The organism is Sphingomonas kyeonggiensis (assembly GCF_014196745.1).
In the GTDB taxonomy this organism is placed as follows: domain Bacteria; phylum Pseudomonadota; class Alphaproteobacteria; order Sphingomonadales; family Sphingomonadaceae; genus Sphingomonas; species Sphingomonas kyeonggiensis.
In genome coordinates, this window is the sequence record NZ_JACIEH010000001.1 from 1,690,775 (window position 1) to 1,703,440 (window position 12,666).

Annotated in this window: 9 protein-coding genes and 1 tRNA gene; 3 read left to right on the forward strand and 7 right to left on the reverse strand. The window is 67.5% G+C overall.

What is annotated here, in order from left to right; all coding sequences use genetic code 11:
• Positions 1 to 88: 88 nt before the first annotated feature.
• The 3 genes from GGR46_RS08070 to smpB all read right to left on the reverse strand — a co-directional run bounded on the left by GGR46_RS08070 (position 89) and on the right by smpB (position 3,405).
• The gene (locus GGR46_RS08070) at positions 89 to 2,170 is read right to left on the reverse strand and encodes a M13 family metallopeptidase (protein ID WP_183996226.1); all 2,082 of its coding nucleotides are present in this window, start codon (positions 2,168 to 2,170) and stop codon (positions 89 to 91) included.
• 202 nt (positions 2,171 to 2,372) lie between these two features.
• Positions 2,373 to 2,930: a DUF2062 domain-containing protein gene (locus GGR46_RS08075; protein WP_343058079.1), complete on the reverse strand. Its 558-nt coding sequence runs from the start codon at positions 2,928 to 2,930 to the stop codon at positions 2,373 to 2,375.
• The gene (smpB, locus tag GGR46_RS08080) at positions 2,923 to 3,405 is read right to left on the reverse strand and encodes an SsrA-binding protein SmpB (RefSeq protein WP_183996228.1); all 483 of its coding nucleotides are present in this window, start codon (positions 3,403 to 3,405) and stop codon (positions 2,923 to 2,925) included. The genes GGR46_RS08075 and smpB overlap by 8 nt, the downstream gene beginning before the upstream one ends.
• Before the next feature lie 235 nt (positions 3,406 to 3,640).
• Between smpB and GGR46_RS08085 the strand changes: the two genes are divergently transcribed.
• The 3 genes from GGR46_RS08085 to GGR46_RS08095 all read left to right on the forward strand — a co-directional run bounded on the left by GGR46_RS08085 (position 3,641) and on the right by GGR46_RS08095 (position 5,780).
• Positions 3,641 to 3,802: a hypothetical protein gene (locus GGR46_RS08085; protein WP_183996229.1), complete on the forward strand. Its 162-nt coding sequence runs from the start codon at positions 3,641 to 3,643 to the stop codon at positions 3,800 to 3,802.
• Between the two features lie 57 nt (positions 3,803 to 3,859).
• The gene (gene recJ / locus GGR46_RS08090; RefSeq protein ID WP_183996230.1) at positions 3,860 to 5,623 is read left to right on the forward strand and encodes a single-stranded-DNA-specific exonuclease RecJ; all 1,764 of its coding nucleotides are present in this window, start codon (positions 3,860 to 3,862) and stop codon (positions 5,621 to 5,623) included.
• Positions 5,624 to 5,705: 82 nt separating this feature from the next.
• A tRNA-Glu gene (locus tag GGR46_RS08095) sits at positions 5,706 to 5,780 on the forward strand.
• A gap of 185 nt (positions 5,781 to 5,965) precedes the next feature.
• Here the strand turns inward: GGR46_RS08095 and GGR46_RS08100 are convergent.
• From GGR46_RS08100 to GGR46_RS08115, 4 genes are read right to left on the reverse strand one after another with little or no spacing between them, the layout of a single operon-like run.
• Complete coding sequence (locus GGR46_RS08100; RefSeq protein ID WP_183996232.1) at positions 5,966 to 8,866, reverse strand: hypothetical protein; 2,901 nt, start codon at positions 8,864 to 8,866, stop codon at positions 5,966 to 5,968.
• 52 nt (positions 8,867 to 8,918) lie between these two features.
• Positions 8,919 to 10,856 (reverse strand): hypothetical protein, encoded by a 1,938-nt coding sequence (locus GGR46_RS08105; RefSeq protein WP_183996234.1) that lies wholly within the window; start codon positions 10,854 to 10,856, stop codon positions 8,919 to 8,921.
• Entirely contained in the window at positions 10,853 to 11,308 is a 456-nt protein-coding gene (locus GGR46_RS08110) for a hypothetical protein (protein ID WP_183996236.1), read from the reverse strand. Before GGR46_RS08110 ends, GGR46_RS08105 begins: the two co-directional genes overlap by 4 nt.
• Positions 11,308 to 12,528, reverse strand: coding sequence for an AAA family ATPase (locus GGR46_RS08115; RefSeq protein WP_183996238.1), 1,221 nt, complete (start codon positions 12,526 to 12,528; stop codon positions 11,308 to 11,310). Before GGR46_RS08115 ends, GGR46_RS08110 begins: the two co-directional genes overlap by 1 nt.
• Positions 12,529 to 12,666: the final 138 nt, after the last annotated feature.

Consider the following 12,666-nt stretch of genomic DNA (forward strand, 5'->3'; position numbering starts at 1 on the left):
GTGAGGAGTCGGCTAAGCCCCCTCACCCTCCCACCGCCTTTGGCGGCGGGCCCCTCCCTCTCCCACAAGGGGAGAGGGAGAAGTCAGATCACCAGATCCGGACGCGCTTGTTGGGCGCCAGGAACAGCTTGGTGGCCGGATCGGGGTTGTAGGCGCCGTACCAGGGATCGAGGTTGCGGACGACCCAGGCGCGCTGCTGCGAGGGCGAGTGCGGATCGGTCAGCAGGCGCTGGCGCAGGTTCGCCTCGCGATAGTTGCGGCGCCACACCTGTGCCCAGCCCTGGTAGAAACGCTGGTCGCCGGTGAAGCCGCCGAGCACCGGAGCGTCCTGGCCGTTGAGCGAGGCCTTGTACGCGTCATAGGCGACGGTGAGGCCGGCCAGGTCGGCGACGTTCTCGCCGAGCGTCAGCGCGCCCTTCACGTGCATGCCGGGCAGTGGCTCATACTGGTCGTACTGGGCGACCAGCGCGTCGGTGCGCGCCTTGAAGGCGGCGACGTCGGCGGGGGTCCACCAGTCGGTCAGGCGGCCTTCCTTGTCGTACTTGGCGCCCTGGTCGTCGAAATGGTGGCTCAGCTCATGGCCGATCACCGCGCCGATGCCGCCATAATTGACCGCCGGATCGGCGTTCGGATCGAAGAAGGGCGGCTGCAGGATCGCGGCCGGGAAGACGATCTCGACCATGCCGAAATTGGCATAGGCGTTGATCGTCATCGGGGTCATCCCCCACTCCCAGCGACGGATCGGCTGGCCGAGCTTCGCGATATTGTCGTCATACTGCCAGTTGTTCGAACGGACGTTGTTGCCGAACGCGTCACCCGCGGTGATCGTCAGCGAGCCATAGTCCTGCCAGCGGTCCGGATAGCCGATCTTCGGGGTGAAGGCCGCGAGCTTGGCATGTGCCTTGACCTTGGTCTCGGGCGCCATCCATTCGAGCTTGTCGATGCGGCGGTCCATCGCGGCGATGACGTTCTTAACCAGCTTGTCCGCCGCCGCCTTGGTCTCGGGCGGGAAATACTTGGCGACATAGACCTGGCTGACGTCGTCCGAGAGCGCGCCGGTGGTGAAGTCCACCGCACGCTTCCAGCGCTCCTCCTGCTCCGGCGTGCCCGAAAGGGTGGTGCCGTAGAAAGCGAACTGCTCCTTGTCGAAGGCGCTCGGCAGCACGTCGGCGAAGCCGTCGAGCGTACGGACCAGCAGCTGATCCTTGAGCACGTCGAGCGGCGCCTGCTGGATCAGCTTCGCAATGCCGGTGATCGCGCTCGGCTGGGCGACGATGACGGTGTCGACCGGTGCCTTGCCGGCGGCGAAGAAGGCCTTGAAGTCGAAGCCCGGCGCCGACTTCTGCAGCTGGACGACGGTCATCTTGTTGTAGGTCTTGCTCGCGTCGCGGCTCTCGACCCGGGTCCACTGGGCCGCGGCGATCTTGGTCTCGAAATCGACGATCGCCTTGGCGCGCGCGGCGGCATTGGGCTCGCCGGCATTGGTCAGCTGGGTGGCGAGATGCTTCTCATAGGCGGCCTTGGTCTCGAGGAACTTGGCGTCCTTCGAGAGGTAATAGTCGCGGTCCGGCATGCCGAGCCCGGCCTGGCCGAGGCTGAGCGCATAGACTTCGGGTTCCTTGTCGTCCTGGCCGACATAGGCACCGAACGGCACGCCCACGCCATTGCGGCGAGCGGCGGCGGCGAGCGCGGGATAGCCGGCCTTGGACTTCAGGCCCTTGATCTGGTCGATCCACGGCTTGGCCGGGGCCAGCCCCTTGGCGTCGATCGCGGCGGTGTCGAGATAGGTCGCATAGGCGGTGCCGATCTTCGAGTTCGGATCGCCCTTGGCCGCGTCGAGGATCTCGTGCGTCTGCTTCTTGGCATTGTCGTCCAGGATGTTGAACGAGCCGTAGTTCGACTTGTCGGCCGGGATCGGGGTGTTCTTCGCCCAGGCGCCGTTGGCGTAGTTGTAGAAATCGTCGCCCGGCTTGACCGCGGTGTCCATGCCGGCGGTGTCGAAGCCATAGGTGCCGTAGACCGGCTTGGGCGCCTCGGGCTGCGGCGCGGCTTCCGCCTCGGTGACGGGCGCGGCCTCGACCGGGGCGGTCGGCAGCGGCTGGTTGTGCGCGCAGCCGGCGAGCAGCACGGGCGCGGCGAGGAAGGTGGTGGTGAGGAGCGACAGGCGCATGAGGGGACCCCCGAACAAGTTGATGCGCGCTGTCTTACCCCGTCGATACGCTCCGTCAATCGACCGAACGCAACATTGTTACGTTTCGGCGACCAATCATGTTTCCGGGGATTGCGTGAACGGGGATGAGGACGCCGTTACGCCAGCAAACCTGGCCGCACGGCCCTGCCGCCTGAGATCCCGGTTTTCGCCGGGATGACGGTCAGGCCGCTGCCCGTGCCGCCTGGCGCCGCTTCCACTTGCGGGCGATCCACAGCCGCCATGCCAGCGCCGTGCCGAAATAGCCGACCAGCGCGAGAGCCCCGGTGATGGTCACCAGCCCGGTGAGCGTCGCCGGCCCGGCCTGGTGGACCAGCCAGTCGCTCCAGGTCTGCTCGATCACCTGGGCCTTCTGGATCGCCTCGCCCGGGCCGATCATCCAGCTGCCCAGCCAATAGGCCGCCACCCAGAGCGGCGGCGTGGTGAAGGGGTTGGTGATGAAGGTGGTCGCCGCGGCGGCCGGGATATTGGCGCGCAGCGGCAGCGCGAGAATGGCCGAGGCGGGAATCTGGCCCATCGGGACCAGCACACCGGTCACCATGCCGAGCGCCACGCCGCGCGGCACCGATCGACGGGTGAAGCGCCACAGTGAGCTGTGCATCACGCGGTGCGCGACCGGGCGCAGCCAGCGATTGGTCTCCACCGATTCGCGGCTGGGCGTCGCCTTGTCGAGCCAGCGGCGAAAGCGCGACTTTTCGGCCGTCGGGACGGACTCAGTCACGGCTGCCGCGGAGCAGGCGCCCCTGCTCGCGCTTCCAATCCCGCTCCTTGATCGACTCGCGCTTGTCATGCGTCTTCTTGCCCTTCGCCAGCGCGAGCTCGACCTTCGCGCGGCCCCGTCCGTTGAAATAGATGGACAGCGGCACCAAGGTCATGCCCTCGCGCGCCACAGCGCCATGGAGCTTGTTTATCTCCCGCTCATGAAGGAGCAATTTACGGGGACGCTTCGGCTCGTGGTTGAAGCGGTTGCCGTGACTGAACTCGGGGATGTTCGAGTTGACCAGCCAGACGCCGCTGTCGCTCACCTCGGCATAGGCCTCGGTGATCGAGCCCTCGCCGAAGCGCAGAGACTTCACCTCGGTGCCGGTCAGCGCGATGCCGGCCTCATAGGTGTGCTCGATGAAATAATCGAAACGCGCGCGCCGGTTCTCGGCGACGGTCTTCACTTTCTCTGGGGCAGGACGCGGACGAGCCATAAGAGGCGCGATGTAGGCATGTAATCCAGCGAGCGCCAGCCCGGGCGGTTCGCGCGGGGAAAATCCGTTCGACGCGGGCAGTGCCGCAAATGCGACGAAGCGTTTGCTTCTTGATCCAGATGCATGCCGGGTCCGGAAAATACGCGTAGGAACAAGATATTGGCGCCCCCGGAAACAGAGCACGGCGCCGAATGACAGCAACAGGAAAGCTGCCGCTTCAAGCCGGAGCTTTGCCATGCCCCCGCAGACCGACCGTGAGTATCTCGAACGCCGACAACGCCTGAGCGCGGAAAAGTCGCGCGCCGCTACCGATCCCGGCATCGCCAGGATCCATGGCGAGTTCGCCCAGGCCTATGCCCGGCGCCTCGAGCAGGTGGCCCAGCAGCAGGCCGACTAGCCTGTGCCAGCGGTGCGGCGATGGACAGGCCCCCTGCCCTGTTCCATAGCTGTTCCGATGTCCGTCGTACTCAATATCCAGCGTTCGATCACCGGCCAGCCCTGGCATTGGCGCGGCCTCGCCAGCGATTCGCGTGGCGGGCTGGTGCCCGATGACCTGGTCACCCAGCTTCTGCTCGCCCGCGGCGTGCCGCGCGAGGAACTCGACATGCACAAGGCGCCGAGCATCCGCGCCTTCATGCCCGACCCGTCGATCTTCCGCGACATGGACAAGGCCGCCGAACGGCTCGCCGACGCGATCGAGAAGCGCGAACAGGTCGCGATCTTCGGCGACTACGACGTGGACGGCGCCACCTCCGCGGCGCTCCTAATATTGCTGCTGCGCGACCTGGGCCTCGAGGCCCGCCCCTATATCCCCGACCGGCTGATGGAGGGCTATGGCCCCTCGGGCGAGGCGCTGGTCCGGCTGAAGGGCGAAGGCGCCAGCCTGATCGTCACCGTCGATTGCGGCGCCCAGGCTTTCGAGGCGCTGGAGATGGCACGCGACGCCGGCGCCGAAGTGATCGTCGTCGATCACCACAAATGCACCACCGAGCTGCCCGTGGCGCTCGCGCTGGTGAACCCCAACCGGCTCGATGAGGAAGAAGGCGCAGCACATGGTCATCTGGCGGCGGTCGGCGTCGCCTGGCTGCTCGGCGCCGCGCTGATCCGCACGCTGCGGGCCCGGGGCTGGTTCGCCAACCGGGCAGAGCCCAAGCTGCTCGACCTGCTCGACATCGTCGCGCTCGGCACCGTGGCCGACGTCGCGGCGCTGCGGGGGCTCAACCGCGCCTTCGTCGCCCAGGGCCTCAAGGTGATGGCGCAGCGGCGCAACATCGGGCTCAATGCGCTGATCGAGGCCTCGCGCCTCAAGCGCGCGCCGACCTGTACCGATCTCGGCTTTGCGCTGGGGCCCCGGATCAATGCCGGCGGGCGCGTAGGCCGTTCGGACCTGGGCGTGCGCCTGCTCACCACCCGCGATCCCGAAGAGGCGCGCATCATCGCCGAGGAGCTCGACCTCCTCAACGAGGAGCGCCGCGCGATCGAGGCCGGCGTGCAGGCCGAGGCCGAGGAAATCAGCCTGCTCAAGGCCAACCACTCCGTCGTCGTGGTGGCGAGCAAGGGCTGGCATCCGGGCGTGATCGGCATCGTTGCCGGACGGCTGAAGGAAAAGCTCGGCCGACCCGCGATCGTGATCGCGCTCGACGAGGACGGCGTCGGCAAGGGCTCGGGCCGCTCGATCCCGGGTGTGGACCTGGGCGCCGCGGTGCTCGCGGCCAAGGATGCCGGGCTGCTCCAGGCCGGCGGCGGCCATGCCATGGCCTGCGGCGTGACGATCGATGCGGACAAGGTCGATGCCTTTGTCGCATTCCTCGAGGAACGGCTCGGCGAGCGCGTGACCCAGGCGATGGGCGAGCGGGCGCTGCTGCTCGACGCCGTGGTCGCACCGGGCGGCGTCTGCCCCGATCTGGTCAATGCGATGGAAGTCGGCGGCCCCTATGGCATGGGCTGGCCCGCACCGCGCGTGGTCGCCGGGCCGGTGACGGTGATCAAGGCCGATGTGGTCGGATCGGGCGGGCATGTCCGGCTGATCGTGTCGGGCCCGGATGGGCGCAGCCTCAAGGCCGTCGCTTTCCGCCAGGCCGATACCGAGCTGGGCGCGGCGTTGCTCTCCGCCCCGCGCCACCGCAAGCTCTGGCTCGCCGGCCGTGCCAGGATCGACGATTGGGGCTCGCGACCCGCCGCGGAATTGCACGTCGAGGACGCCGCCTGGGCGGATTAGGAGAATAATCAAAAGGAAGCGATCAAAGCCGCTTGACCCGGTGCCGATCCTTCCCTAACTGGCCGCCTCCACGCTTCGGCATGGCCCCTTCGTCTAGCGGTTAGGACGCGGCCCTTTCACGGCTGAAGCACGGGTTCGATTCCCGTAGGGGTCACCATGGTCGAACAGAAAATGGCACAAAGCGGCCATTTCCGACGATTTGGCTAAAGTCGTTCCCATTTCTCGCCCCACATTCCTCGCGGCTTCAATGGCATGCGTTGGCATGCCTTTGGGCGATATTCCTCGATTTTGCGTCCCGAGACGATGACGAATTCGAATCGCCCGTTCACGAGAGGGAATGGTCTAGAAGATGCTCACCCGTTGAGAGCCGACCGCAAAGATGCGCCCATGTTCGTCTGCCAGTAGAACGGTCGACACTTCCCCGTTCCTTGTCTCGACGCCCCGAGCCAGACAAAAGAGCCCCTGGGCATTTCGCAACATCAGTGGCCGAACTTCGTCTGCGCTCTGTGCGACGTAAATGACCGCGTCGCCATTCTCATCCACAATCGCTGTGACGTGGCGGCGACCGAAGTCGCCAGCCTGCACCGTGTCGAACCTCCCGATTTCGGACCGCATCCGCTCGGCAGCAGCCATCCGTGCACGTTCCTCCTGATCCTCGCTCCAGGGCTGGATTGTCAGCCACGCAGTAACGCCGCCGTGCTTGGTCTTCATGCGATGGACGTTCTTCCGGTGATCCCAAAGCCAGTCACTCGGCGCCCTCGGCTCGGCCGCGTCGGGGGAGAAGCAGATGCTGGTCGAAAGCTTTCCGTTCGGATGCAATGTCCAGATCTCAAGGACGCCGCCCCGCTCACGACTCGTATCCACGGTAACCCAGCTCGGGCCGTCCGCGTGATGTGAAAATGCGATGGCCCGCAGGCGATCGGTTAGGCTGCAGGACCAGAGGAATTCGATCTGCGGAGAGGGTGCGCATAGTTTCGCGAGATCCAGCGCGCCTATCTCGCCTCCGATCTGGACCAGCCACTGGGTTTCGGACGTCACGTCATGATACGCGGCGAGTGCGACCTTTCCGATCGTGTGGAAGGTCCCGTTATGCGTGGCGAGCCGGGTGAGCAGGCTGGTGCCGTCCCGCTGCGCCTGGACGAGGATCACATGCCCGCTGCTTCCCACCGCGACCAGCGCAGTCACGTCGCTTGCATTCTGCTGCCACAGTGTCGCGCCATAGGGATCGAGCAGCTGGAGCAAACGGCTTTCCCGCCAGACCAGCAGATTGCCATTGGCCAGCACACAGGCGCAGCGCACGGGCGGGCGGGCGGAGATGGCGGGCGGCACCAGCCATTCCCGGTCCGGCGGCGGCGGCGCGACGTGGAGCTTCGCCAGCTTGCCGATGTCCGTTTCCAGCACGGCAAGACCGGCATCGCCGAGGATCGACCGCAATGCCTGGAGATCGCGTGTCGACAAGCGGCTCGAGGCCGTGGCGATCGCCGCGCGGACAAAGGCCTCGACGAACGGCTGGGCCGGCCCCTTCCAGAAATCCGCCTGTTCGGGACTGGCGGCCGATGCCAGCCTGGACAGCACGGTCAGCAGCTCGATCACCGCCTCCTCCGGCTGCTCGGTATCGCCCCTGAGCGCCGCCTGGACCCAATAGAGCGCGGCGCCATGGGGAACCGCGCTGCGGACGGGCATATACGGGAAGGCAGCGACCTCCGCGGGCGACAGGTCCGTTCCGTCCCACCGGGCGGTCAGGATCGCGCGTACCGCCAGTTCCCCCGCAAATGCCTCGGCCTTGCTCACGACCAGCGCGGCGGCGAGCCAGCGCCTTCTCGTCTCGAGAAGTGCATCGTCGACCGGCGCCGCGGCAGTCAGATGGTCGGTGACCTGCAGCGCGCGCAAGGGTTGCCCGGTGGCGATCAGCGCGTCGGTCCAGGCCTTGATCACAAAGGCGTGAAAGGCCGGCTCCTTGACCCGGCTGTCTTCGGCGAGCGCATCGAAGCAGGCGGTGCGCTTCGCCAGGCCCAGCGCAGCGTCGAGATCGCCGGCGCGGAACAGCACGCGAATGGCCAGCGCGGGCGCCTGCCGGCTGTCCAGCGCGAGCTTGGCCGCCTCGCTGAAGAGCCCGCCCTTCTCCAGCACCAGCACGGCGCGCTGGTGATCACTCAAGAGCTGCGAATGGATATAGGCGGCGCGGCGGAAATCGCCGTCGCGTTCCAGCTGTTCGGCAAGCTGAAGATAGCGGCCGCGCAGCGCATAGAAGCCGGCGCCGTTCAGAATCGGCGCGGAAAAGCCCTCGTCGGCCAGGTCGAAATCGAGCCGCGCGCGCATCTGCGGCAGCGCGTTCGGATAGCGACTCAGCGGCTTCCGCCCGGGATTGCCGCTGCCGAGCTTGAGCGCCAGGCGGAGCGCCGCATCAAGATCGCCGGCCGAGATCATCTTCTCCACCAGCCCGAGCCGCCGGTCATATTGGCTGCGCAGCCCTCGTCCGAGAGGGGTGTGCCAGCGTAGCCAGCCCGCGATGTTGGCGAGAAACCCCGGCACGCGCGGCGCCTGCGGTACACCGCCGCCACCGCTGCCATCGCTGCCACCGCCGCCGCCGGCGGGTATGGCCGGGATCAGCCCGACCAGGCCGCGCAATGCCTGCCGGGCTATCGACGCCAGCCTTAGGCGCTGCTCGTCCGCGCGCAACTGCTCGGCCATGTCGCGCAGCAGGTCCGCCCCTTCCCGCTCGATCGAAACCGCGGCACGGGAGACCGGCGTCAGGCGTCCGGCCGTTTCCCCGCGCTCCGTTGCCGCGGAGGCGCGCATTAGCGGAACACGCGATCGCGGCACGGGCACGTGCAGGTCGAGCCGCGGCATGTCCCAAAGGCTTGCGAGCGGAACCGGTTCGAGCGCGGCGAGCGCCATGCGATGCAGGCGGCCGGCCCACCACAGGTCGCAGCTGCGCACCTCGCCGGCCGGGGTTGCCGCCGCACGATCGGGCGATAGCGGGTCCTGACCGGCAAAGCTGGACAAGGTGGCGGCACCGGCGAGCCGGAGCGGCAGCACCGTCGGCCAGGCATCGGGATCGATCGGCAAGGGCCTGGTGAACGCTGCCAGGAACAGCGTCCGGGAGGCATCGTCGGGGAGCCTGCCGCGCCACATCCCGCGGACGGCATCGCGGAGCGGGCGCAAGTCGGGGAGTGGTGCATCCGCGCGCAGCACGAACGCAACGCCATGGCACTTCGCGAGGCCTGCCCGGGTGGGCTGCACCGGGAAATCCCGCCTGGCGAACCGGGCGGCGCGCCGCGCGACATGGCTCCGCTCAGTCATGCAGGCCGCTCAGTTCGACGCGCACCGCTTCGCCCGCCAGCGCCTGGAGATCGAAGCGCTGGCACCCCGCACGGCCAAGCTTGCCGCGATAGAACAGCAGCTCCGCCGGCGCCTTGCTGTCATCGACAGCCATCGCCCAGACACCGTCATCGCCGAGCTGCACCTTGACGACCGACAGCGCGTCCGGCCCGAGCTTGATCACTGCCTGCCTGAGCGGTCCCGTGCCCCCTTCATACCGCATCGTGCACACCGTCCCCTTGCCGCCATAGCGCGCGTCGGACCATATCCGCGCGGTCAGTTGCTGCGGGGTTCCATAGGCGGCGAGCAGTGTCTCGTGCGGCTCCAGCCGGAACGTCGCTGCTTCGGCGGCAGCGTTGCGGGACGGCACCGTCCACACACCGGGAGTGACGCTATAGGCGAGGCTCCGCTGTATCGGCGCATAGATCATATCGAGCAGCCGATCCGCGTCGAACGCCTCCCGGTCGATGGCGAACCGGTCATATCTGCGCTTCGTGTGCCGCAGCGCCTGGACCCAGGACGGATCGGATTTGTCGCGTACGATGCTATAGACGCCATTGGACCAGAGCAGCTTCGGTGCCGTGTCCAGCGGCGAGAACCGCGCGTCCTCCCCCCAGCCCCGTTCCGCGAACACGAACGCCTTGCCGAAGGTGGAATAGATTTCGAGGCTGCCGCCCCAATTGAGGGCCGGCAGCGCCCAGGGCCGCTGATTCCGGAAGAGATGCGCCGAGGGCACCTTACGGACCAGGCCGGAGGCCACGTTGCCCTGCGCGTCGGCCAGCTGGACCGCCCAATAGCGCATGACATCCTGACCCGAGCGCGCGGAATGCGTCGCGATCTGGAGGAGGCGGTCCTCCAGGACTATCCCCGCCAGCTTGACGTCCTCGGGCAGCGGAATGAACCATTGCCGGCTCGACTTCCAGCTCGCTTCGCCCGCCAGGACAAGCACGCCCTCGGGCATCCGCACGATCTTTCGATCGGGGCGCGGCGTGACGAAATAGAGCGGCTCCCAACCTTCCAGCCCGGGCTTCGGCCCGGTGGCGAGCCGGGGCAGATCGCTCGGTTTCAGCGGTGCGAACGGATCGTTGAGCGCCGACACGCAGATACGGTCATCGGGGAGCAGGATCGTCGTGCGCGTGCGTTCCGAGCCGCCCCGGCGCACGCCAACCTGCATGGCCCGCCGTTCGCCGGGCACCGGCGGCTGCAGCGTGAAGCGCAGCGCGCTGCCCGGGTCCCCGGCTCGGAAAGGGCCTGCACCGATGGTCCAGTCGTGATAGTCCTGCGCGCCGGAGCCGCCGGCATCGGGCACCAGCATTTCCCATGCACGCTGCGCCGCCTCGACATCGTCGCCGTTCATCTCGCGATAGCTCGCTGCACGCAGGAATCGCTTGACGGTGTTGACCGACAACGCATCGAACCACACCGCGCCCTGCTCGCGCGGCAGGAGGCACCAGTGGAACTCGGCGTCGCGCGCCGCCGCGATGCGCGCCATGAAGAACAGCGCCGCCAGCGCCACCAGCCGTCCATGGCCGAGCAGCCCCGGCCCGACCGACACGATCGCGCGATAGACCGGCCGAACGCCCGGATCGGCATATTGCTTCTCGAGGAACAGCGTCTCGGCTTCGGCGAGCCGGCGCAGGAACTCGAGCGGCGCCTCGGTACGCAGCAGCAGCTCGCTCTGGACGATATGCGCGATCTCGCCCCGCGTGGTCAGCCCGCCCAGCCCCTCGAACTCACCCTGGGGCGCGAGCTCCTGCCAGTCGAGGCTCGAGGACAGGCGCTCGAACTGGAGCAATTGCCCGTGCAGCAGCTCGACCAGCGCATCGGAAAGGCGCTCGAACACCGGCAGGAACCCGGCATAGGCCGCCGGGAATATCGGCCGCTCGGCACGCCGCTTCGCAGCATCCGTCATGTCGCCACCCGGCGCTGGGAGAGGGCAGACTGGCTGAACGGAACCGGATCGCGGATCAGATAGAGATCGGCTTCGCCGGTATTCGGCTGGCCTTCGGCGAAGCGCGGCACCGCGATCGCGGGCAGCGCTACGCAATAATGATCGAGCATCGCCCGCAAGAGCAAGTCGCGCGCGTGATCGGGTACCGCCATCGCCACGCCGACCGGCAGCCAGAAGTCGCGTGCGGCGCGGTAAAGCGGCGTGACCCCGGCAAGGTGCGGTAACACCGCCTCGTCCACATCGGGCACCGAAGCGGCGAACAGCACTGCCCAGTCATCGCCGAGCTCAACCTTCAGCGTCCGGAACACGCCCGTCTTGCCCGCCAACCCCGCCGCCATCGCATCGACGGCGGAGGCGCCGATGGCGATCAGCGCATCGACGGTCTGCACGGGATCGGTGCGGCGCCACTGCATCAGGCCGTCTCGGCGGAAACTGCCTCCGGAGCCGCATCCTTCGCCGTCGCTCCGTTGGAATGCGCTTCGAGCACCGTCTCCAGGCTCCCGCGGATCGCGCGAAGCTGTTGCGGCAGGTTCTTGGCATCGAACGCGGCATCGATCCGGGTCAGCATCGTCTCCAGCCGGACGAGCCAGATCTCGTGCAGCGGATCGGTCACCAGCGCCGGGCGCGATTCGAGAAGCGCCGTCGCCTGGTCCGCGAGATGCGCGGCATGCGCGGTCGGCCCATAGGTGGCATGGCCAAGGCTGTCCGCCAGCACCGGATTGAAGCTGTGCTTGAGCTCGGCGGCGAGCGTCTCGCGCGCCTCTTCCTGCTGCGCCTTCGACTGGACGAGATAGGTGATCGGCCACAGATCCTCGGGGCCCGCGGCGGTCGCCCCGCGCAGCAGCGCCGCCGCCGCGATCAGCTTCTGGCCCTTCACGATCTTGCGATCGGACAGGGTCACGCCGGTCAGCCGGATCTTCCGCACGATATGGGCATAGGCTTCGTGCACCCCGCTCAGGTCGATCGCGAGCGCCGCCTCGTGCAGCTCGGCGATCACCGCCTTGCCGATCGGCGCGATCGGAGCCGGCTGGCCCGCCGCCGCCCAGCCCGAACGGAGCAGCTCCGGCAGCTCATGTTCCCCGACCGGATCGACGAACATCGTCAGCAGGAACCGATCCGCGAACGCCGCGAGCAGCGTGTCCTCCGGCATCGCGTTCGATGCGGCGACGCACGAGATCAGCGGTGTCTTCATGCTGTACTGGCCGCGACGGTAGGTCCGTTCGTTGAGGATCTTCAGAAGCGAATTGAGGATCGCGGTCGAGCCCAGGAAAATCTCGTCGAGGAAGGCGATGTCCGCCTCGGGCAGCATGCCCTGCGTGACGGGCTTGACCTGCCCGTCCTTCAACGCGGCGAGATCCAGTGCGCCGAACAGTTCCGAAGGCTCGGTGAAACGGCCGATCAGATATTCGAAGGACACCGCATCGACCGAAGCCGCGATCGCCTGCACGGCGGCCGACTTTCCGGTGCCGGGCGGGCCGATCAGCAACACATGCTCGCGCGAGATCAGGCCGAGCATGACGAGTTCGAGCAAGGCGCGCCGCGACACGAACTGCGCGCTAAGCGCGTCGAGATGCGCATTGACCTGAGAGACGGCGCCGGTGATCACGCGCTGGCGCTCAGCAGAAACATGCATCGTAATTCCATGGCCGGTAGTTATTTCAGCGCTTGCGTATCGGTCGAAAGCGCTGGCGCCAATCCCAAATATCGGACCAGTGACCAGCTGCCCGCCGGCATTGCCGGCCGACATGCCAGCGCTTCGAACGTTGAAATC